Below are 22838 nucleotides of genomic sequence, written 5' to 3'. Positions count from 1 at the left end.
GGCACTGATGCTCTGCCCCACGTCGGCGGGTTGGATCAGGTTCACCGGGACGACGGCTACTTGCTTTGCTCGAGGTACTGCGGCGTTGCTGTTCGTGCTATCCATCGCGGGTTAATCGGAATGTGAAATTGGAATCGATGAGCCGCGATCCAATGCGGCTTCTTGGGATGAGAGCGCTGTGTCCGGGACCAAGCCTTGTTTAGGGGGCAAGGGCGCCCCTCTGTCGCGCCCTGTGCCTCTTGACGCCGGCTAAGGCGTCAGTTGTACGGGGGCCAGCACGCTAAGATCGAGTCCACTCGCCTCGAATCGCTGCATGACTTCTCTTAAAAGGCCGTCATCGCTGGTCAGGGAACCGATCGCCATCGCAGCTTCCCGACATTTCTCGAGGCTTTCAGCACAACGGTGATCAGCAGGCATCCTGCTGGCCCGCGCCGCGATATTGATTGCCAATATGGCGATCATGATGTTCGGGACATATTTGCCTTGATAGAAATCGGCAAACCAAGCATCCAGGCGCTCCCATTCGCGCCGGCCAACGTCGCCCGCATTCTCACAATCGTCAAAGCTAACGGCACGGGAAGTTCCGCCCGCACCGGTGCAGACGAGGGAAACCTTGCTTCCTGCATACCAGGTAGCCACCCGCGACGCCTGGTTACCATGGGCTATCGCCCGTACTTGGGTCGCACCCGTGTCGGCATACACGAGCACCGTACGATCAGGGTCGTCTGGCCATACCGCCTCAACAATGCCGGACACAAGTACGCGTCTGCTCAGGAACCGGTGATCGGCCTTCTCATCATCTTTGCTTTGGTAAACGCGCGCGATGTCCTGTGCTGTCGCAACGTCGATATTCAGGACCTGTGCGACATAGCTCTGTTGTCCCGCCGCGAATGCGCGCACGTCATCCTGTCGGCCGATCGTTAGGAGAGCCGTTTCAACCTCAACAGGAACATAGCTGCCAGCGATACCAGACCCTGGAACAAGCACCGCGACAAGTAGGGTGCAGAGTCGCAAACGCGCACCGACACGTCGCGCCGAACGATGGACTTGATCGCTTCGAGAAGCATTAATCACCTCGCCCCGGTAATCGTCCACGTTCACGACTTCCAGTGCTCCCCGCCTCCATACAGGCGAGAACCGTGTCCTTTGCATCCTCCAGCGCGTCATCGCACGGACTCCTCGAGGGGCTTGACCTTGGCCAGTTCGCGCTTGTGTAGTTTCTCGAAATCCCGGAGGTCGAGACCAGCATCCTGGAACCGCCTGATCACGCCCGCCAGAAGTTGTGGATCTTCATCAAACGATCGAACCGCTGCGAAAGCAGCGTCGCATTTTTCTTTGTCATCTGGGCAGCCACTATCAAGCGGCAAAACCTGCGCGTACAGCGCAATGTTGATTGCCAGCGTAGGAATGGTGATGTTCGCAGCGCGCTCGCCCGCATAGAAATCGGACAGGTAAGTCCGCAACTTTGTCCAAACCATCTTTCCCAGGTCGCCCCCGAACGTGCAGTTCACGAAGTGGACATCGCCCTTCACTGCTTTCGAAAGTAAGCACCCCAAGGTGACTTTGCCCCCGTCCTCTAAGAGGCGAGCACGGGCGGCGGCGATCGGCTCCAATTGGGCATGAATTTGAAACCCATTTGCCGCGTCGAACATCACCATCAGCGAACCACTTTCGTCTTCACGACGCGATGCAACGACACCAGAAAGCAACACATATTTCCTTGAAAATTGGCGATTTCCAATAGATCGCCCTTTTCGGTAGGCCCGAGCAATCTCGTCCGCCGTGACCGTAATCACAGCCACATTCAGTACATTTCCCGCATAGGTCTGTCGACCTTGCAAGAAGTTGTCGATGTCATCGTCCATGATCGACTTGAGCACGATGACTTCCGATTGACTTGGAACGTATCCTGCCGCGACCGACAGACCTGGGACAAATCCTGCAAGAAGAATCGCAATCAGCTTGATCTGGCTCCATCTCCTCAAGTCATTGCAGCGAACGATCGCTAGTAGGCCGCACAAGCTAAGCGATAAGCTAAGTGTCATCGATATACCCTCCTAATCCTTCGAGGCCGGATGCCTCACCACGTCTTGCTTTTAACAAGAGGAAAATTACAGCCTTGCCCCACCCCCCCATTGCGTCAAAAAAAAGATACCCAATATCAATGCAGCAGATCCATACATGCACAAAAACATAAAGATTGAAAATGACTTATTTTCAAATAAAAAACACGGCGATACATCTCAAACATACCCGAAAATTTGTTCATATCAATCCCGCGTCTCCCGCAAAATATATAAGACGACAAGACGCCACCAACAATTATGGACGCACATATAAAAAACACTACAACCCGAACAATTCCAATTAATTCACACACAAATATCCCTCACAATAGTGGTACAGACACACTAGGGAAACGCTGATAAATAGGCGATCGCGCGAGGTCGTCGGCGGCACTAATGCGGAACTGCGTACGGCTCAATTGCCGATAGCAATCGCGACCACGGCACCAACTTCTCGATCTCGTCAAGGAAACGCTGGCGTTTGGTCACTCGCTTCTTGCCCGCACTTTCCGCTTCTGCAGAGCTGATCTGCCGCTTCATCACTATGGGTCCCGTTCCGTGAGCTTTCTTTTGCAACGTCCTCGGTTATGTCTGCGACGACCGAAGACCCTGATAAATCAGCGTTTCCTTTGTAGCGGAAATGACCAAATAAATCGCTTCAATAGCATTTGCATTCGTAATCTGAAATTGTCTGCCTTGGAGAGTATGGCTTGTCGGGTCGAACCAATTTCCCGAACATATTCCGATTCTCGCAATTCTGAATACATTTATCCAACATATCGGGATACGACTGACTTCCGCCAAACAAGTACGCAGAAACCATACCGATCACAACAACGATCATAAAAGTTAAAAAATATGAAGCCTAGCGCTTGATTTCATACATGACCTTTTTTGTACACACAAATTTCCTCGGATCCTTTCCCTTTACAACAAATGCAGCATCAGAAAATCTATTTTTTTGGCTTACGCGTTTTCCCAGAATTATCAACAAAATGAGAATCGTCCCCATAATAGCCATCCGCACAATACACACTCAGCTCCGGCATTGACCACGGAACATTTACGCCAACCCATTCGCCCGGCAACCGCTCATTTTCAAACGGATAATTTGATATAATATTCAATACTTCGTCTATTGCGACATTGCGAGGTGCAGTTGGCAATGGTGGCGACTCGTTCGATCGGTAAAGGTGCCCTAAACCGAGAAGCACCGGCCCTCTTTGAAGTCCCAACGGATCAATCCATCCGGTTGGAGCAGGAACGTACTGATAGCCGTTCACTCCCCATCAACCCAACGGGATCCTTGCTAATGAATCTGCCGCTTTATGGAGCGCAATACCGATGTCGGTTATAGTGCGGACCGGTTTCACGGTCATGGTAATGCCCCTGAAATCAAATCGAGTTGTGCAATTCCGATCGGCCACCCACCGCCATCAGCAGTCCTTTTATTTTCAGCATAAGCAAGTGCAACCTCGGATGCCGTGACCATGGGGATCTTCAATACCGTGGCGGCGTAGTTCTCCCGGCCTTCGCCTATGGCCAGAAGGTCATCGTGAATAATCGCCTGCGGCATGCCAGTTTCGATCTCACTCGAAACGTAGCCGCCGGCAACACCCAGCCCAGGAATCAGCGCGGCAACCAAGCGGGCGTAGAACCGCAAACGCACACCGACACGTCGCACCGAACGCTGCGCCTGATTGCATTGAAAGCGCGCGGGCATTTCTCCCCCATATTCATTCATGTGTATTTCTGCCAATGGGGAATTCACATCCCTGCCCCGCGCCCCAGAGGGTTAGCGCGATGGCCATCAGCCCGAGCACGGCCGAGCCGTACATGCAGACCAAGACTAGGAGAGAGAACGCTCTTTCCTCGAACGCAAAGACGCGGCGGTACATCTCGAACATGCCAGGGAACGTGTTCATATCGATCCCCTTTCGCTTGCAGAACCGGTGTATCGCATAGATTCCCCCGAACACCATCACTGCACAGATAGCAAATAGGAGAATCCGGATCAATTGAATGTCGTCGCACATGAGCTGATCCTAAAACAATGGAACTACGAGACCGGGGGTCGCTGGCATTTTCGCTTCCGGCCCGATGCCCGGCCCGACGCCGATATACACTTCCGGCCATGTCGAGGTTTGCGTAATGTCGATCGTCACGACTCCCAAGCCGAAGCCGACACCTGCCGCAGCAGGCAGTGTCTTGGCCTTCGGGTCCCCAAATTTGAATCCGCACGTTGCGGTTGCACGAGCGCCAACCGCCATCATCGGGACAGTCAGGGTTCCGCTTACGCCGGAGACTTCGTTTGCTGCAGCACCGATCGACACACCTGTACCCATTGCCAGAGTCCCCGACACTCTGCACTCGCCTGTCATGATCGGCGGCGCCGGCTGCGGGTTCATGGCCATGGAGATTTCCTCCAGACTCTTATCTTGCTGATGCATCCACGTTCCAAGGGAAACGCGTTCCTGGATTCCCGGCGAATTAAAGAATGCGCCTAGTTCCTGCAGACCCAATGGATCGCTGCGCATCGTCGGCGCATTCCGAACATAGGCATACAAGTTATAAACACCGAGCAGTCCGATCGGGTCATCGAAGGTGTAGGCGGTGATGCGCTGCCCGTCGATGGCGCGCGCCAGTTTGCCGGTCGCCTCCTCGTACTCGTAGCGCGTGATGGCGCCGTCGAAGCCGGTCTCAGTAAGCAGACGGCCCACCGGGTCGTAGTGGAACTCGGCATCGCGGCCGTTCTCGTTGCGCAGCGCGGTGAGCTGGCAAAGCTTGTCCCACTGGTAGCGCAGGGACTGGCCGGCGGCGTCCACGCGTTTGGCCAGCAGGCCGGCCTCGGTGTAGTCCCATTCGGTGCGCCGGCCCAGCGCATCGATGTGGGTTAGCAGCCGACCCTCTGCGTCGCGCTCGAAGTGCTCTTCGGTATCGTCCGGGTAGCGGATGGCGGCGAGCTGGCCGGCCTCGTGGCGGTAGCGGGTGACCTGCCCAGCGGCGTCGGTGAACTGCACAAGCTGGCCGCGCGCGTCGTAGGCCCAGGTGCTGGCCTTGGCCGAGCAGTCCACGTAGCGGGTGAGCTGGCCGCTGCTGTTGTACTCGAGCTGCTTGGTCTTGCCGCTGGCATCGGTGATGCCGATCGGCCAGTCGTCGACGGCACTGATGCTCTGCCCCACGTCGGCGGGTTGGATCAGGTTCACCGGGACGACGGCTACTTGCTTTGCTCGAGGTACTGCGGCGTTGCTGTTCGTGCTATCCATCGCTGGTTACTCGAAATGTGGAATTGGAATCGATGAGCCGCGATTCGATGCGGCTTCTTGGGATGGGAGCGCTGTGTCCGGGACCAAGCCTTGTTTAGGGGGCAAGGGCGCCCCTCTGTCGCGCCCTGTGCCTCTTGACGCCGGCTAAGGCGTCAGTTGTACGGGGGCCAGCACGCTGAGATCGAGTCCACTCGCCTCGAATCGCTGCACGACTTCTCTTAAAAGGCCGTCATCGCTGGTCAAGGAACCGATCGCTATCGCAGCTTCCCGACATTTCTCGAGGCTTTCAGCACAACGGTGATCAGCAGGCATCCTGCTGGCCCGCGCCGCGATATTGATTGCCAATATGGCGATCATGATGTTCGGGACATATTTGCCTTGATAGAAATCGGCAAACCAAGCATCCAGGCGCTCCCATTCGCGCCGGCCAACGTCGCCCGCATTCTCACAATCGTCAAAGCTAACGGCACGGGAAGTTCCGCCCGCACCGGTGCAGACGAGGGAAACCTTGCTTCCTGCATACCAGGTAGCCACCCGCGACGCCTGGTTACCATGGGCTATCGCCCGTACTTGGGTCGCACCCGTGTCGGCATACACGAGCACCGTACGATCAGGGTCGTCTGGCCATACCGCCTCAACAATGCCGGACACAAGTACGCGTCTGCTCAGGAACCGGTGATTGGCCTTCTCATCATCTTTGCTTTGGAAAACGCGCGCGATGTCCTGTGCTGTCGCAACGTCGATGTTCAAGACCTGTGCGGCATAGCTCTGTTGTCCCGCCGCGAATGCGCGCACGTCATCCTGTCGGCCGATCGTTAGGAGAGCAGTTTCAACCTCACCAGGAACATAGCTGCCAGCGATACCCGACCCTGGAACAAGCACCGCGACAAGTAGGGCGCAGAGTCGCAAACGCGCGCCAACCAGTCGCGCCGAACGCTGGCTCCGATCGCCCTGAAAGCTCATGAACATTTCCCCTCCGTATTTATCCATTTCTATTTCTGCCAATGACGAGGCTAGCTAGGGCTCCAGCAATTACGAAAGCGAGCACGCCTACCAAGACCGAGATATTTTCTCGATTTTCGCAAAGCACTCATACGACTCCCCTGGGTATGGCAGGATCGCCTGCATTTTTAAATGTGTTGGATTGCCGGCCTTTGCGACATCGGTTGTGGCCCTATCAAGCGTTCCCACAACAATGGAATCATCATCCACGATTTTCCCGCCCACCTGACTGTAGTGAATAAAATTCAAAAGCCTATCGCTTTCCGCCTCAGTTTCCGGTTTTTTCGTGTAATAGGCATTTTTCTGCGTCAGCTTCACGAGATCCGCCAAGCTTCCTCTGCCTGGCGTGACAGTTTTGAGATTCGCAGAACCCAGAGAAATGGCGAATGCCATGCCATTCCCTCGAAAACCTCGAGCCCCCTCCTCCATCACAAACACACCTGGCTCTGCAATCCAGGCATACTCCGTTCGCTCTGGCGTTATCTGTATTCGATACCAGTCCCATACTGACCGCTCTTTAACGACTGGGAAAAGAGCCATCACAGTGCTCGGCGTTTCAATAGCCAAGCAGTCAACCTTTCCTCCACCATAACTAAAAATCGAAAATAAATATAATGTGAAAAACACAACCACCCTCATCACCGCCCCCTCGCATTTCTAAAAACACGTCTAAATAGTTCGGCCGCATCATCGTAATCTGCCGTTGGAGCAGTTGAACGCTCCAGAAGATCAGGGAACAAGTAAACAACATCACACCGATATCCTTCAGGGATGCTGGAAACAGGCCAACGCTTAGAGGGAATATAGTCCTTCGGCTCCTTAACATCCCGCCCAGCCTCGCGATCCCAACGTTCACATGATGACTTTGGCTTACTCCACCTTCTGCAATATGGCGTATAGTCGTAAGGACTTAAAGCATCCCATATCTTCCGGTTTGGATTTACCACGTCATAAACTTTATCCAGAGGATAATCCGGCCTCTCAATCAGATTAATCGTCTTTTCATTCACATTGGCCTGACGAGCATCCGCCCTGGCCTTTGTCCTCCGTTGATGTGCATTCCCCGACAGCCCCAATGGATCGACCCATTCGGTCGGGTTGGGGGCATATTGATGGACGTTTATCCCCCCCGCATATCCAATCGGATCCTTGCTAATGAACCTCCCCACTTCCGGGTCATAGTACCGATGCCGGTTGTAGTGCAGTCCCGACTCATGGTCATGGTACTGCCCCTGGAAGCGGATGGGATTGGCGATCGGCACCTTCCCCGAGGCCTTGCGAATCGCCTCCTGCGCAACACCCCACGCACGGTACTCCACGCTCCACGCGATCTCGCTCCGCTCGCCGGTCAGTTCCTGCGGCGTGCCAAGATGGTCACACTGGTACCAGGCCAGCGTGTCGACAGCCGGTGCGGGCGGCGGCGGTAGCCAGAGCGGATCCTTGTCACGCCGATAAAAATCGCCGTACTTAGGTTGATCCAGTAGCGCAATCGCCTCGTGCCGCACCGCCTGCGCCACCGGCACAAAACTGCCCGGATCGTACACATAGTGCGTGGTGCGCGCGCCAAAGCCATCCTCGTCGGCGATCTTGCTCTCCCACGCCAGCGTATCGCCGTCCCAGCCGTATAGCGTGAAGCCGCATTGCAGCGCGCGGTTGCGCTTCACGCGCTCGGCGCGGTTCCAGTGTGGCCCCGCTTCCCTTCTTTCCTCGTAGTGCGCCTGGCTGTGCTTGGACAGGCGCCGGCCGAGTGCGTCGTAGGTGTAGTCGACCTTCAGGCGCTCGTCTTCGTAGTGCGTGAGGCGGTCGAACAGGTCCCAGGTGAAGCGGCCTTCCTTGCCGTTGCGCCAGCGTTGCGTGAGGTTGCCGCGCGCGTCGTACTGGTAATGGGTGCCGGCGTATTGCTTGAGCAGGTTATCCAGCGCCTTGATGCGTGGCAAGCGCTGGCGCTCGGCTTCGCGCATGGTTTCCGGGTCAATCAGGTTGCTCGCCGGGTCGAAGTCGAAGGTCTCGTGGCCGAGCCGGCTTTGCGCTTCGAGCAAGCGGCCCACCGGGTCGTAGCGGTAGGCAAGCTGCCCGCGCCGCGTGTCGTTGATGTCGGTGAGCTGGCCGCTGGCGTCGTAGCGGTAACGCCGCACCAGCAGGCGGTTGCCGCCTGCGGTGTGCGTGGGGGCGGGTGTGTCGCGCGCCAGCACCTGCTCGCTGAGCCGCCCCATGGCGTCCCACTGCTGCGTTTGCAGCAGGCGGTTGCCTTGTGTTCTGGCGACCTCGCGGTGCAGGTCGTCACGCTCGTAGCTCACCAGTTCTCGTTCATCCAACTGGAGAGCGAGCAGGTGGCCGCTGCCATAGGTGAGCCAGCTGACACGGTGGCCGTCCGGGCGCACGGTGGCAATACGCTGGTTCAGCGCATCGTATTCGTGCAGCCACACACCCACTAGGGGCTTGCCCAATCGGCTGTAGTGCTGGTGTTCGCGCACCAGGTTGCCGGCTGGGTCGTGGAACCATTGCAGGCGACTGTCGGCGTTGCTGGCCAGTGCGAGGTTGCCGTTGAGGTCGTACGCGAAGGTCTCGACCTGCCAGTCCTGTTCGCGCGGGCTCGCGTCGCCGGTTTGCAGCGCAGCGCGCCGCTCGGTGAGGCGGCCCATCGGGTCGAAGGCGTAGGCGGTGATGCGCTGCCCGTCGATGACACGCGCCAGCTTGCCGGTCTCCTCCTCGTACTCGTAGCGCGTGATGGCGCCGTCGAAACCGATTTCCGCCAGCAGACGGCCCACCGGGTCGTAGTGGAACTCGGCATCGCGCCCGTTCTCGTTGCGCAGCGCGGTGAGCTGGCCGAGCTTGTCCCACTGGTAGCGCAGGGACTGGCCGGCGGCGTCCACGCGTTTGGCCAGCAGCCCGGCCTCGGTATAGTCCCATTCGGTGCGCCGGCCCAGCGCATCGATGTGGGTTAGCAGCCGACCCTCTGCGTCGCGCTCGAAGTGCTCTTCGGTATCGTCCGGGTAGCGGATCGCGGCGAGTTGGCCGTGCTCGTGGCGGTAGCGGGTGACGTGGCCGGCCGCGTCGGTGAACTGCACAAGCTGGCCGCGCGCGTCGTAGGCCCATTCGCTGGCCTTGGCCGAGCAGTCCACGTAGCGAGTGATCTGGCCGCTGCTGTTGTACTCGAGCTGCTTGGTCTTGCCGCTGGCATCGGTGATGCCGATCGGCAACCCCATCAAGTTGTACGCATACTCGCTCTTGTTGCCCAGCGGGTCGATGGCCTCCGTCAGGCGGCCACGGGTGTCGTAGTCGCGCAGCCAGAGGCCGCCCTCGGCGTCGCTGATCTTGATGAGCTGGTCTTTGCTATCCCACGCGTAATGCACGGTGGTGCCGTCCGCACGGATGTGTTCGAGCAGGTTGCCGTTCTCATCATGCTCAAAGCGATTGACATGGCCTGCGCTGTCGATGTGTTGGACAACGTTCTTGGCACTGTCACGGAAGAACCATTCCGAGCGCTGGTCCGGGTGAACAATGCGGTAGGTGTAACCGAGGCTGTCGTAGTAGTGTCGGGTCTCCTGGCCGTGGGCATCGATCACGTAGGTAAGGCGAATGTTCTCGTCCCACTCCAGGCGGGTGTCGAAACTGCCGTCATCGGCCCACTCGCGCACCGCTTTGGCATCCGCGCCCTCTCCCTGCCACACCAGATTCATGCCGCGGCCGGTGCGGTCCGTGTAGCGGGTGATCAGGTGATGCTGGTACTGGTAGGTCCATGCGGCAGCGTTCTCGTCCTGGGCCAGGATGAGGTCGCCCGCTTCGTCGTATCGGTACAGGCTCAGGCGACGCTGCGGTTCGTGCTCGCCCATCAGCCACAGGCCGGTGATGCGGCCAGCCTCATCCACCAGAGTGCCCAGGTGGGTATGCGGCTGACTGGGGGCGTCCTGGTAGGTGATCAGGTCCGATAGCACCGCGCGACTACCCACACGGTGCTCGTAAGCCAGCAGCATGCCAGCGCCTCCGCGCAACTCGATCTGCACCAGCAGAAAGCTGTCAGCATCGCGTCGATAGGTCTCGCGGCGCTCATAGCCGCGACACAACACGAGCGTGCGATCATCAACACGCACCAGGGTGATGTCTTCGATGCGGTCCTCATGGTGTTGCCCTACCGTCGGCAACGGGTAGTCGTGGCTGCGCCCGTCAGCGCCGTGATAGCGCAGGCGCTCCCCTGCCACGTCGAAGCGCTTGGTGTACACAGTCGTCCAGCGCGCACCGAGTTCTCCACTGTCATAGGCGGCCTGGCTGGAGCGGTAGCTGCGAGTCCAAGCGATGGGGAACGGGCCAGGCAGGATGAAGTCGGTATGTGTGAGAGACTCGCTGCCCGTGGCAAAGCTGATATTGCTGCCGGTGCCAGTGCAGGTGCCGCTCTTGCAATCGCTCGGGTCCTGCTCCGCCTTGCATTCGGCACCTCGTGCCTCGAGGGGTTGCCCGGGTCTCGCCTGGTTGCTGATGCTGGTGGTATCGAGCTTGATATTGGCGCTCTGCCCCAGGCGAGGACCTCTTGCAGCGAGCGCGCGCTGCCATTGCGCAATGATCCAGCCGATGCTTTGCTCCAAGGCCGGATCGGCCAACCGCCGGATCTGCGCGGCGAGTTCCGGGGCAAAGCGGCGCAGCGCCGCGATGTGGGACTGCAGCACGCCGCGCGCATGCGCCGACAACGGGCCGCCAGCCGTGCCAAGGCGGGCCTTCGCTTCGCTCTTGTGAAAGAGGAGCGCCGCATCGTAGCCATTCGCGAACACACGGGTGGGATCGCGCCAAGCATCGCCTTCGGTGGTAAACGACGCGGGCACTGTCACGTTACTTCCCACCGGCACGCCAACGGCGAGCGCGTCGAGGCCGGCGGCAAGGTCCAGCACCAGCCCCTGCCCCAGGGTCGCGGCCTCCTCGATGAACCCGGGCAACGCGGCCTGGGTCCGTTGCACGAAGTCGTCCAGTTCGCCCTTGATGCTGGCATTGAGGTGGGTGGCCAGGGTGTTGAAAGCCGACTCGCCGAGGCCACCGCTCTGCCGCAGTTCCTGGCGCACAAGGAACAACGCCGGCCGCAGGCTCATGCGAGCCGGCGCGGTGCCGGCCGCTGGAGTCAGGCCAATGAGGTTGATGCCCAGCGTTGCCCAGTCGAAGGTGGTGCGTGTCTGCGCTTGCAGCAAGGTGACGAGGTCGCCGAGGCCATCGACCAAGGACAGGATATTGCCGAGCACTGGCACGTTCCCGGCGGCACTGCGCAGACGCTCCAACGTGACGGCGCCGCCGCTGATACTGACCAGCCAGTCATCGAAGGCCTTGATACTGAGCGCGACGTCTGCCGGCTGGATCTGATTCACCGGAACGACGGCAATCTGCCTTTCGCGCGAGGGGGATGCGGTGTTGCTGGTCGTATCCATCAACGTGTACTCACGGGGTTGAACGTGACGCGGCGCCGCGGTAGCAGTGCCACGTGGCATAGGAAGACAGTGAGGTGGCGCGGCATGGGGCTCTCTCAAGATGGCAGTTGATTCGCACGGCCGCCGAGGCGGCCGCTGCGATAGAGGGTCAACACCTTCACGCTTTCTGAGGCGATCAGGAGTGCGATGTTCAGCACCAGGCTGTGTGACCCGAACAGGTTCAGCAGCCAGGGAATGAATGACAGCGACGGCACGGCCAGCAGCAGACGAAACGGAATCTGGACATAAGCCATCGGCCGTGCTGCCCAGCTGTTGGTGAGAAACAGATAAGCCGTCACCGCGATGAAGCAGGTCAGCCCCAGTGACAAGCTAGTTGTCAGAGGGGCATACCATGTGGGCTGCTCCAGGTTCTGGAGACGAAGGATGTCCGCAACGAACGGAATCTTCCCTTCCACTACGTTCAGCCAGAGGTAGCGCGCAAGGTAGAGCAGATCCATCGCGGCCCAGAACATGAAAAGACTCGGCCGCTTCATGCGCGGATTCCCGGCGTGCGCATCATCGCCATCGGGTCGCTCGCCTTCGTCGTGGTTTTGACGTAGGCTGGGGTGGCACCCGCACCAGTCAGCCAGCCATCCGCTTCAGCAAGCGGCGGCACCCAGTCCTGGATCTTGCTGCCGGCGGCGCTCAACAACATGTTCCTGGCCCCTGCGAGCTGGCCCAGAACAGGCGCAATTTGACCCAGGCCAGGCGCGGACGTCAGCGTGCCTGCGAGTTTCCCGCCAGCAACCATAAGGCTGGCCACCGCCGTGCCCACGCTGCCCATGAGGCCAGTGGCAGAGATCGGCTCTGCGGCGTCCTTGGCTGCAATCCTCCCTCCTGCCAAGGCAATCGACCGTTGCGAACTTCCCGCAGCCTCGGCTTCAGGCCAGGCTGCCGTACCGAAATAGTTGGCCACCGACATGGTGTTGGCGGGATCCGCGCCAAACCGCACGCGAGCGGGTCCAGGCGCTGCACCTGCGACCACGTTGCGCCCGGCCTTGTCGAGAGATCCCTTGAAAACCTTGCCCGTGGCGTCCTCCACTTCGTAGGTCCCCTCGCTGATGCCGACACCATTGGCAAAACGGCTGATGTATCGATTGAACAGTTCCAGATTGCCCTCGCTGGGCTTGGGCGGCGCCGGGAAACTGGCCGCGCGATTTTTCGGGCCCGTGTAGCTGAACTGGGCCGCGTGGCCGGTATAACGGCCGTTGGTCTGGTGAGTAATCCCACCCGCGTTGTAGACGGTTGCGCTGCCACCGCCGTTGATGACCAGCTCCGTCTTGGCGTTCAGCGTGATGCGGTCAGCGGTGTGGGTGATGTTGAGCTTGGCCAGCAGGTTGATGCTGTCTTTCAGCGCGCGGATATCGATGTCCCCCGCCGCGGCCACCAGGCGATAGCCCAGGCTCTGTACAAACAAGCGCATGCCACGGCTGGCGCTGGCGAGCAGCCGCTTGCCGCTGGTCAGGCTGATATGTTCCGTACTGCTGAGCGCAATGTGTTCGCCGCTGGCGATATGGGTCGAGCCAGGCGTGCTGGTCGCAATACCCACCGGGCTGGCGACGACGACGTACGGCTGCGCGAACTCGGGAAAGTTGTTGCTGGCCGGGTCGCCGGGACCACTGCCGAGGATGCCCTGGTGCTGCTTTTGCAGGGCGTTGGCGACCGCATCCTGGTCGCCCGTTTCCTGCGCCTGTACTTCGCGTGCCTGGGTGCCGAAGCCCTCCTGCTGCTCGCCAGCCACGTCCAGACGGGCGGCGGTCTCCTTGAGGTCCTTGTGGTGCTCGCTGGCGTGCGGGCGCGGCTCGGTGGTCAACAGCAGGCCGGCGCCGGCGCGCACGGCGCCGTGCTCGTCGGTGCGCAGCTCGAAGCCCTTGCCGCGCGCTTTGCCGCCGCCCGGACGCGGATGGACCAGGTAGCCCAGGTTGAGGGCGCTGGCCCCCTGGTCGCTGCGCAGTGTGGCGCTGATCTCGCCATTCGTGTCGTCGAACAGCAGTTCATTGTTGCGTCCGGCCTTGTGCTCCTTGCTTTTGATCGTGCTGAGGATGTTGTGCCGCGGCAGCTCGTACGGCGGCAACTGCAGGGCCATGTAGGTCCTGCCGATAATCAAAGGCTGGTCGCAATCGCCGTCGATATTGCCCACCAGCACTTCCTGGCCGATACGCGGGATGGCCATGTGTCCCCAGGTGGCACCGGCCCAGTTCTGCGAAACGCGGATCCAGCAGGAACTGTGCTCATCGGACTTGCCCTGCCGGTCCCAGGTGAACTGGACCTTGACCCGGCCCCACTCGTCGCAGTGGATTTCCTCGCCCGGCGGGCCGACGACGATGGCGACCTGCGGGCCGTCGATGCGCGGTTTGGCTATCGGCTGAGGACGCCATTCCACATCATCGGGAATCAGCTCGGCGGTATAGCTGTAGTGAGTGCCCAGTTCCGCGTCTGCGCTTTCCTCGGCCTGGCTGGTGTGCTGCACACCGCGATGCTTGATGCGCAGGGGCCGCCAGCCGCGGTTGTGGTCGGCGCGCGGATGACCTGTGAGGTCGAAGGCCAGGCCGGGCACCAGGCGCGCGTCGTCGCCTTCCACTTCTGCGGTACGGGCGTCGCCGCGCAGCCCGAGCAGGCGGGTCCGGGTGAAGGGCTGCCCCGCCGCGTCTTCCTTGTAGCGGCCGGGGAAATGGTAGACCTCGTAGTCCTTGCCCTGATGGTCGAGCTGCGCACCGTCGTGTTGATGCTCCTGGTTATAGGCCGGGTGCTTGAACGTGTAGTCGCGCTGGGTTTGCCGCGCAGTGCGCACGCGCTCGCCGTAGCGGAAGCGGCGCAGCGCCGGCGTGAGCTGATCGCCGCCTGGCGTGGCGTTGTATTCGACCGGACCGCCGTCGATGGAGCCGAAGATGTAGAGATTGTCTCCATGCACCAGGTGGTGGCTGGCATCGGCAAAGGAAAAGGCGTAATAAAAGCCCTCTTCCGCTGCCAGCCTGGCAAGGAAATGCAAGTCGCTGTCACCTGCCTGTACGCAGTATTCACGCGGCAGATGCGTCTCGGTCACCAACTGTTCGTAGTCGGTGATCTCGTGTTCCTTTAGCACTGCAGACAGAATGTCCGGCACGCTCTGCCGTTGGAAGATGCGCCAGTCCGCGCACAGGCCGGCGCGCGCAAGTTTGGGCTCAACCACGGCACGGTAGCGGGTGCGGCGAAAGCCGGTTTCCCCTTGTTCGAAATCACTGACCAGGCCGTGGACGTAGCGCACGGGCTGGTCGGCGCGCCAGATGGTGAGCTGCGCGGGTTGATCGAGGACGGCCGAGAAGTCGATCGACGGATCGGTGCTGGTCAGGTCGGCCGACAGCGTAAACGGCTGGCTCAGTCCTTCCTCCAGCTCGAACGAAACCACATCGAACTCGAGGCCCCCCGCCTTGAAGGTGAAGCGCATATCGGATTGTCGAGGCATGGGTGTGCTCCTCAATCGGTAGAAAAGTCACCGGAATGGACCGCAGCGAGCCGCGTTCGATCTCCCGGTAGAAAATCAGTCAGACAGTGGCGGACCTGCACGCGCAGCCATTGCTCGCGCTCGGCGTAGCGCGCCATCCAGAACCCGTGGGCCGCCATGACGCCAGCCGCGAGGTGCGTTTCGATATCGACGTCATCCGTCCTGATACCGCCGTAACGGTTCCACTTCCTGACCATGGCGATCCTCCTTGGGGTGCCTGGAACTAGCGCTTGAGAGTGGCGTCCAGCGCGCGTAGCACCTGCCCGGTGCTGCTGTCCAACTGAACGCTGAAGTAGGCATACGCGCCGGACAGCAGCACCAGCGCGCAGGCCCAGGGTGTCCACCACGGCAGTTGCCCACCGAGCCGGTAGCGGCGTGTGGCGATATTCCGGCCGCCATCGGTGAGCTTTTCCGGGACGTCGCCACGCAAACCGCGCAACACGTGGTGCAGTCGGTCGATGATGTTGTTGAGCGACTCATCGCGGTTGTTACGCATACCGTACTTTCCGGTAAAGCCCAGACACAGGCAGAGGTACTTGAACTCGAGCACGTCGCGGTACTTCGCAGGCTCCACGAGCATGCGGGTGAGCACGGTGAAGAATTTCTCGCCGCCCCAGGTTTCGTTATGGAAGTGGCTGAGCAGCGAGCGCTTGGCCCATACCGAATCGGAGCCGCCCCAAGGGGTAGCCATGACGGCCTCGTCGATGAAGGCGCACAACGCATAACGGAAAGCCAGTTGAGTGGCGCTGTCATAGCTGTGCTGGCGGATTTCCTCGTCCAGCGCGCTGATCTGGTCACGCACGGTTTGATAGAGCTTGCCGATGTCGTCGCAGCGTTCCAGCCGGCGCAGGCGAATCACCAGGCCCAGCAGCGGCTGCGCGCCGTCCACCAGAGGATTCCAGCCATGGCCGCGCAACTGGAAACTCAGGTCCGGGTCGCCGTTGAGCTGTTCGATTCGCTGGTAGCCGACAGTCTTGCTGAGCTCGTCCGCGGCGGCATGGCCGGGAGCCGGGCGCGAACGCAGCGTGCGCGGGTCGTCGAGGGGAACGGTCGTGGTCATGTCATTGGCTCCGGATGGCCCAGAACTGCATTTCCAGTTCAGGGAAGTCGCCGGCGACGTGGAAGCCGAAGCCGGATGTCTGTTGCGTCATGACCTGCCACGCCGGATGCGTACGATCGAGTTCGAAATAGATGAAACCGGCGTGATACGGCAGATAGCGAGGCGCCACGTGCAACTGCTTGAGCGGGATGCCAGGCAGTTGCAGACTGACCAGTTCGCCGAGGCGCTCCATGGAGGTGACCTTGGCTTGCTGGACGAACAACTGACGCAGGTCGTCCGCGGACATCCGCGCACGCACGGCGAGCACGAATTCCGCACCTTCGATCAGCGTGCGATCGCGCACCTCCGCAGTCAGCGAGCCGTAGCGCTGCTCGATAATCGGCAGCGACACCGCGCGGGGCTGGAGCACGGTGCTCAGCGTCCGCCGCAGGGTATCCATGAGGATGCGGAAAGACGCGCGCGGATCATCGTGCTGATAGGTCGGGTACTCCTGTGGCAGACGGCCCTCGTCGGTGAAGGTGACCAGTTCACCGCAGGCCTGGATGAAGGCCACGTAGAGATCCTCGGGATGGACATGCCGCTTGCGCGACAGGTAGCTGAACCAGGGCTGCAGGCGGTTGATGACTTGCAGCAGGTTGAAGTCCGTGATGTCGGCCACGCCCGACTGCCCTGCGGAGCCGATGCGTTCCGCGATGTTCTTGGCGCGCTCGCGCATCAGACCGGCCACCTCGCCGACGAAGCGATGCAGCGGCGCGATGGCGTTCACGGACAGGCTGGTGGGATAGAACCCGTTGTCGTCCAGCACCAGGCTACCGTCCGGGCGGCGGTCGAGAATGCGGCACATGGCGATGCCGGTGAAGGCGCTGCGGTCCTGCTGCTCCAGTGCGAACTGAAGGTTTGGGACAACGAGGTCCACCGGCTGGTGGTCGCCTTCGAGGCTGTGCGTGTCGCGCACCGCCTCCGTGCGGGCCACGTAGCGCGTGTTGGCATACGTATCGGGCCAGCGAACTTCGAGGCCGCTGTCCTGCTTGAGCGGCAACGTAAGGTAGACCGTCTGATTGGCCACGCTGGCGTCGGTGATCGCCAGGGGCTCTGGCGCCGGCTGCTCGCCGGGAATGTCGATGACGGTACCGTCGGGCATCACGCCACGCGCCCGCACGATGGCCACCTTGCCGAAGGCGAGGTACTCATGGTTGAGTTCCAGCTCGCTGAAGCCGTATAGATGGTCGCTGACGCTGTTCAGGCGCTGGTTGGCGTGGTACTCGGCGGCTCGCGCCTGCTGCTGGAAGTGCTGGGGTTGGACGAATAGTCCTTCTCCCCAGAGAACGGCGTTGCGTGAGGTCATGGCGTTACCTGGATTCGGGATGGGTTGGAAGCGGCCTGCAGCGCCGGAGGCGCAGGCAACGGCTCCGCCGGCAGCGGCGGGACAGCCGCCGCTGCCGGCAACTTCGAAGGCCGCCGCCTGACGGTTTTCTCGATGGGTGCGGCAGGCACGGGGCAGGCAGCCGGTACGGGGGTGGCGGGTAGCGCGGGTCGCCCCTCGCGCGTCAGGCTCACGCGCGTTTCGCTCAACTTGACCAGCAAGGAATATTTGCGGCCCTTGGGCTCGATCGCCATGACCTGCTTCCAGGCCACCGCGTTCCCATCGTGGAAGTCCGCAATTGCGGCGATGAAGCGCGTGCCGTCGCGGACCTCGCCGAAGGGCACGAATTTGAACTGTCCAGGCAACAACAGGTAGTCGTCGGCGGCCAGGTAGGTGCTGCCCAGGGTCTTCTTCAGGTCTTTGCGCAGTTGATCAGGGTCTGCATTGAGCAGCACGGAGTCGTCCCTGAGTTGCACGACCTTGAAGGCGATGGGGGTTCCGGGGGGCTTGGCCAACCTCGACCGGGCGGTCGACGGCGCAAAGCTGTGACGGCGACCATTGGCGTCGTACTGCCCCAGTTCGAGGCCCTGCGGACCGACGATCCCCGTATTCGGTAACGGAGGCACGATCACCTGCTCGCTCGACTGCCCGGCTCGCGGATGCGCGGACGGCGCACCGACACCGGCCGCGGGCCTCGCGACAAAGGCGGAAGCATCGGCGCCGGTGCGCAACTGCTCGAGCAACAGTTGCAGGTTTTCGAGGAGCTCGGGCTTGTTGGCGCTGACGAAACGCACCGCGTAGGGGCCGTCTTCCGCATCCTGCTCATCGGTCGCATCGAACCCGGGCACCTGATGCTGCCCATTGGGATTGACGTCGTGGTCGGCGTACAGGCTGAGGCCGATCTGGGTCGGCTGGTCATCATCGACGCCCACCTGGATGGATGGGTCCATCAGCACCTGCCCCGTTTTCTTGAAAACATTGCCGACGGTGCTGCATCCCGTGAGCATCAGCAGTGGCATCAGCGCGCAGACGAGCCGCTTCATCGCGGCTCCTGGCGCAGCGCTCGGTCGTAGGCCTGTTCAAAGACTTCCCAGAACAGTTTCTCGAAACCTTGCTGGCGAGAGGATGTCAGCTCGTTGTAGTAGTGGGTGTACATCTGCCAGCTCCAGTCCGCTCCCTCGGATGGCTGGACCTGGGCCGGCCGATAGCGCTGGAAACGCTGCTGCAGTTGCTCCGGCGAGAAGGCACGCAACAGGGCCTGGAGGCTGGCCTCAATGGCCTCGATCAGCGCGGCCTGGTGCTGCTGAACCTGGGCGAGGCTTTCCTCCACGGCGGCGGACGGCGACAGGTGCACGACGCTGCGCTCACTGGAGAACAATGCGCGTACGGTCTCCGGGTAGCCCAGCCCCAGGCGCAAGGGGTTGTCCTCGATGGGCTGGAGCGTGCGGGCAAGCGGTGCCAGATTGCGCCGTTTACCGTCCTGGGCATGCTGCAAGGCAGTGATACCGTGAATGACTGCGCTCAACGTCCTGCCGATCTCCTGCAACAGCGCATGCCCCATCTGAGGATCGACCACGCCGACCGAGGCCCCAAGCCCTTCCACCAAGGGTTGGATCAAGGCATTGGCGTCGCCGGTCGAGACGGCTCGCGAGTAGGACTGCGGCATCGTGGATTCTCCAGATAAGGTCTTGGGTGAGCCGGACACGGCTTCGAATCGAGTACGGGCGTGGTTGGCCTGCGTCTGGCTCGGACTGAGTCCGTAGTTCGTAGGGTCCAGCGGGGCAACGCCGAATCCCGGCTCACGCCGCAGTTGCTCGGCATCCAGGGCGGCCAGCGGATCGCGTTCGTCCGCGGGACGATGCTCCCTCGCGAGGTCATCGAAGGCGCTGAAATCGGGCTTGCGCACCCCCGCGTCCAGCAGCCTGTCGGCGTCGCCCACCGGGTGAAGGCCAGCGCTTGGCTCGTTGAGCAACTCACCCACCGAACGCTGCTGCAGCGGCTGGCTGTTGAGCAGATGCGGCTCGGACGTCTGAAGATGGACGGTGACCTGGTAGGCGCCGATATGCAGCATGTCGCCGTCGCGCAGACGCGCGGCCATGCCGCGCCGCAACGGTGTCTCGGCGTCGTTGACGCGGGTGGCGCCACTCTGGTCGCGCACGCAGTAACTGTTGTCGATCCAGGCGATCTCGCAGTGAATCGCCTGCACCTGGCCTTGACCGTCATCGAGCAGCCAGTCGGCGCCGCGGCTGCCGATGGTGCCGCCCGCGTGACCGAAGCGATGCCGTGCAGTGCTGCCGGCGCGCAGGGCATGGGTATTGGCAACGATGAGTTCGAGGCGCTGCGTGTCTGCCGACGTCTGGCTTGTTGGAGGAGTAGGCGTGTTCATAGTCGCACCTTGATACGCACGGGGGTTCGAGTGGCGTCATCACCGTTGACGAAAGTGGTCCAGCCAAGCTGCGAGCCGCGCTCCTTGCTCAGATTGAAGGACTCGACTTCCGCCGGGCGAAGTCGCAGTTCCAGGTCGAAGGCCATCGGGTCACGCAGCAGGAATTCCATGAGCTTGCGCAGGCGTGCGAAGTCCTCCCCGCTGGGCAGGAAGTGGCGGAAGCGCTCCTGGTCGAGATCGGAGATGACGACGGTGAATTTGTTGTGGCAGGCGCGCACCCGCTTGCCGATCACGAAGCTGCCGCCGACCTCGCCGTTGCGCTTGCCCAGCGACAAGCGCTGACCTGACGGGATGTCGACGTAACGAATCTCGAACTCGCGCACCTGCACGGATTTCAGCGCGAAGCAATCGGCCACGATGCCCGCGACCATCGACGCGGAGCGGCTGCGGTTGATGATGGAGCCGGCGAAACTGAGCAGACGGCTCCAGGGCAACGGTGTCGCGCCGCGCAAGTCGTCGTTGCCCAGGCCGACGAGGGCAAATACATAGCGGGAGAAGCCATCGCTGGCTTCGCTGCGGAAGCGGATGTGATAGCGGTACTTGCGCCATGCCCGGTGCAGCAGCATGAGCAGACGGTGGTGAAAGAAGTCGAGAAAGGCCGGACGAATGCCGATACCCTGCCCATGCTCATAGGCCAGACGGTCCAGGTAGTAGCCCGGCAGCGGCGAGTCAGAGCCGTGCAGCCCGAAGAAGTTGGCCTGTATCTGGTAGTCGCTGGCCGAGCCGTCGGGCATACGCGCGGCGAAGCTGATGTCCGACGCCGGAAATGCCAGTCCCGCCGAACTGCTCAGGCGGATGCGCCAATGGGCATCCCCGAGCGGATCGCTCGCTTCCAGGTCGTCACCGTGCAGTGCATGCAACTGCTCCAGCAAGCGGAAGAAGTCGTAGGCCTTCGCGCTGGCGAGCACGGCATCGGCGACGGCTAGATCAGGGGTTGCTTGCCGATCTGCAATGGCCATTGGTAGTGCTCGTTGTTGCTGGTGTTGATGACTTCCAGCACATGGAAGGAGTTGATGCTGGCGTAGAGCGCCAGGAAGTGGCTCAGCACGCTGCCGAACAGATAGAGGTCCCCCTCGCACAGGAAGGCGTCTTGATCCAGGTGCAGCACCGTCTTCAAGCCACGGATGGGCAGACCCTTCATGAGCCAGTCCATCGGCTTGGTCTCGGCCTCGCCGATGCCCGCCAGGCGCTTGCTGCTGGCCCGCGCATGCTGGATGTCATGCAGCGCGGCGAAGTCGTAGGCTCGCAGGACTGCCTTGAGCGGTTCGGCCGAGAGCAGTGACAGATAATTCAGCGACAGGTTGGAGATCAGGCTCCACTGGGGATCGCCGTCCAGCACCGGGCGATAGGACGGCGTCGGACGCGTGATGTTGCGACAACGACTGTAGGATGGCGCCCTTTCCGATCCTTCGCAGATATCGCCCACGTCCAGTGCAAGCGGAAGGTCGCGGTTGGTGCAGGTAATCGACAGCGAAACCGTTTCGGTCTGGTCCACATACTCGCTTTCGTCGGCGCGCACGAAGGAAACGGCGTGGTCGAGACCACTGCCGTCAAGCGCGTTGCCTATGTGGGTTCGGTAGTAGATCGCGGTACGACCTTCGGCATGCTCGACTTCGTGCGCCATCGACTCGAATGGCCGGAAGATACGCAGCCGATCGCCTCGCCGCCCATCAGCGTCGCGGCGCAGGCCCCGGACTTCGTCGATACTGAAAATCTCGTAGGCTAGCGGCCGCTGCCCCGCTGGATAAACCGGCTGTTGCGCGACCTTGCCGTCTATCCTGATCGGCTCGGCGTCATGGGCGAACAGGTTGACCGCGGGGGTGCAATACAGGGCAAGGTCGCCATCGCGCAGGCGAATGCCCGGTGGCATCGGCCGACTGAAGTGGAACTCGATCCGGACGGTCTCCTGGCTGGTGGACGGCCAGAACGGCGCCAAGCCGCTCAACCGGAAACAATGAAAGCGCTGGGGAAAAACGAAGTACTCCTGCAATATCCGGTAGCCGTCGAAGGCATTTTTCGGATACGGCAGCAGGGCTTCATCCTGGGCGAACCCAGGAAACTCGACCTGTCGATTGGGCAGGGAGAATGCCTTGCCGTCAAGGTCTACCCTGACCTTGTCGAGGTACTGGGCCAACCAGAGATAGAGGGTCTGCGCCGTGGTGTCATCGCCGCTGAGCTGGAAATCCAGTTGATCGCAGTCCATGAGGCTGGGCGGGTTATCGGTCAGGAACGACAACTCGACCGTCAGGATCGACTTTTCTCGCGAGTGGGCATCGCTCACGCGGGTCATCTTGAGCGGCAACAGGTGAACATCCGCACAGGTGCGAAAGCGGCACTGGACGCCATCCACCGCGCGGGACAACACAACGGTTCCCTTGGGCACGGTTTGCCGCTGCGTGATCGCGGTTTCGACCGGCTCGAAGCAGACGATGGTCGAGCTCGGCAGCGGCCGAAGGTAGTTCGGCCACAGCAGTTGCAGCATCGAGTGAGTCAGCTCAGGCAGATCGTCTTCGATTTTTAGCCGCAGCTTGGCGGTCAGGAAGCTGAATCCTTCGAGCAGGCGCTCGACATCGGGGTCGGCGCCTTCCCCTCCAAGGAAACGGGAGAGTTGCGGATTGTCACGGGAAAACTCGCGGCCGAAGCGACGTAAGTAGTCGAGCTCTTCTCGGAACTTGCGGCGTAATGTCATGGCAACGACTTTCCATTGCGG

Annotated in this window: 18 protein-coding genes and 1 pseudogene; all 19 read right to left on the bottom strand. The window is 61.2% G+C overall.

Translation table 11 applies throughout. The annotated features are described in order from the left end of the window. Positions 1–249 precede the first annotated feature (249 nt). The 19 genes and pseudogenes from BTE28158_RS30415 to tssF all read right to left on the bottom strand — a co-directional run bounded on the left by BTE28158_RS30415 (position 250) and on the right by tssF (position 22817). The gene (locus BTE28158_RS30415) at positions 250–1101 is read right to left on the bottom strand and encodes an OB-fold protein (protein WP_174920255.1); all 852 of its coding nucleotides are present in this window, start codon (positions 1099–1101) and stop codon (positions 250–252) included. A 62-nt stretch (positions 1102–1163) separates the two neighbouring features. Beyond that, positions 1164–2045: an OB-fold protein gene (locus tag BTE28158_RS30410; RefSeq protein WP_151048659.1), complete on the bottom strand. Its 882-nt coding sequence runs from the start codon at positions 2043–2045 to the stop codon at positions 1164–1166. A 429-nt stretch (positions 2046–2474) separates the two neighbouring features. Beyond that, a pseudogene (locus tag BTE28158_RS30405) lies at positions 2475–2606 on the bottom strand (IS5/IS1182 family transposase); the annotation flags it as partial. A 413-nt stretch (positions 2607–3019) separates the two neighbouring features. Continuing rightward, on the bottom strand, positions 3020–3349 hold the full coding sequence (locus BTE28158_RS30400) for a hypothetical protein (protein ID WP_151048658.1): 330 nt from the start codon (positions 3347–3349) through the stop codon (positions 3020–3022). A gap of 92 nt (positions 3350–3441) precedes the next feature. Continuing rightward, positions 3442–3810, bottom strand: a complete 369-nt coding sequence (locus BTE28158_RS30395; protein WP_151048657.1) for a hypothetical protein — start codon at positions 3808–3810, stop codon at positions 3442–3444. After that, positions 3803–4102, bottom strand: a complete 300-nt coding sequence (locus BTE28158_RS30390; protein ID WP_151048656.1) for a hypothetical protein — start codon at positions 4100–4102, stop codon at positions 3803–3805. Before BTE28158_RS30390 ends, BTE28158_RS30395 begins: the two co-directional genes overlap by 8 nt. A gap of 9 nt (positions 4103–4111) precedes the next feature. Beyond that, a complete protein-coding gene (locus tag BTE28158_RS30385) occupies positions 4112–5332 on the bottom strand; it encodes an RHS repeat protein (protein ID WP_151048655.1) in 1221 nt (406 codons plus the stop codon). 144 nt (positions 5333–5476) lie between these two features. Beyond that, complete coding sequence (locus tag BTE28158_RS30380) at positions 5477–6322, bottom strand: OB-fold protein (protein ID WP_151048654.1); 846 nt, start codon at positions 6320–6322, stop codon at positions 5477–5479. A 60-nt stretch (positions 6323–6382) separates the two neighbouring features. Continuing rightward, on the bottom strand, positions 6383–6901 hold the full coding sequence (locus BTE28158_RS30375; RefSeq protein ID WP_151048653.1) for a hypothetical protein: 519 nt from the start codon (positions 6899–6901) through the stop codon (positions 6383–6385). Between the two features lie 71 nt (positions 6902–6972). After that, a complete protein-coding gene (locus BTE28158_RS30370) occupies positions 6973–11739 on the bottom strand; it encodes an RHS repeat-associated core domain-containing protein (protein ID WP_170296411.1) in 4767 nt (1588 codons plus the stop codon). A gap of 95 nt (positions 11740–11834) precedes the next feature. After that, entirely contained in the window at positions 11835–12251 is a 417-nt protein-coding gene (locus tag BTE28158_RS30365) for a hypothetical protein (protein WP_151048651.1), read from the bottom strand. A gap of 17 nt (positions 12252–12268) precedes the next feature. Beyond that, positions 12269–15220, bottom strand: a complete 2952-nt coding sequence (locus BTE28158_RS30360; protein ID WP_170296410.1) for a type VI secretion system Vgr family protein — start codon at positions 15218–15220, stop codon at positions 12269–12271. Between the two features lie 11 nt (positions 15221–15231). Next, on the bottom strand, positions 15232–15456 hold the full coding sequence (locus BTE28158_RS30355) for a hypothetical protein (RefSeq protein ID WP_151048650.1): 225 nt from the start codon (positions 15454–15456) through the stop codon (positions 15232–15234). 26 nt (positions 15457–15482) lie between these two features. Beyond that, positions 15483–16319, bottom strand: a complete 837-nt coding sequence (gene icmH / locus BTE28158_RS30350) for a type IVB secretion system protein IcmH/DotU (protein WP_151048649.1) — start codon at positions 16317–16319, stop codon at positions 15483–15485. Between the two features lies 1 nt (position 16320). Further along, positions 16321–17664: a type VI secretion system baseplate subunit TssK gene (gene tssK / locus BTE28158_RS30345; RefSeq protein WP_059682933.1), complete on the bottom strand. Its 1344-nt coding sequence runs from the start codon at positions 17662–17664 to the stop codon at positions 16321–16323. Further along, on the bottom strand, positions 17661–18725 hold the full coding sequence (gene tssJ / locus BTE28158_RS30340; RefSeq protein WP_151048648.1) for a type VI secretion system lipoprotein TssJ: 1065 nt from the start codon (positions 18723–18725) through the stop codon (positions 17661–17663). The genes tssK and tssJ overlap by 4 nt, the downstream gene beginning before the upstream one ends. Next, positions 18722–20068 (bottom strand): type VI secretion system-associated FHA domain protein TagH, encoded by a 1347-nt coding sequence (tagH, locus tag BTE28158_RS30335; protein WP_151048647.1) that lies wholly within the window; start codon positions 20066–20068, stop codon positions 18722–18724. The genes tssJ and tagH overlap by 4 nt, the downstream gene beginning before the upstream one ends. Beyond that, complete coding sequence (gene tssG, locus BTE28158_RS30330; protein WP_151048646.1) at positions 20065–21087, bottom strand: type VI secretion system baseplate subunit TssG; 1023 nt, start codon at positions 21085–21087, stop codon at positions 20065–20067. The genes tagH and tssG overlap by 4 nt, the downstream gene beginning before the upstream one ends. Continuing rightward, the gene (gene tssF, locus BTE28158_RS30325; RefSeq protein ID WP_151048645.1) at positions 21051–22817 is read right to left on the bottom strand and encodes a type VI secretion system baseplate subunit TssF; all 1767 of its coding nucleotides are present in this window, start codon (positions 22815–22817) and stop codon (positions 21051–21053) included. The genes tssG and tssF overlap by 37 nt, the downstream gene beginning before the upstream one ends. Positions 22818–22838: the final 21 nt, after the last annotated feature.

It is taken from the genome of Burkholderia diffusa (assembly GCF_902499115.1).
In the GTDB taxonomy this organism is placed as follows: Bacteria; Pseudomonadota; Gammaproteobacteria; order Burkholderiales; family Burkholderiaceae; genus Burkholderia; species Burkholderia diffusa.
The sequence above is the reverse complement of the archived record's forward strand: the minus strand, read 5'-3'. Positions and strand labels throughout refer to the sequence as shown.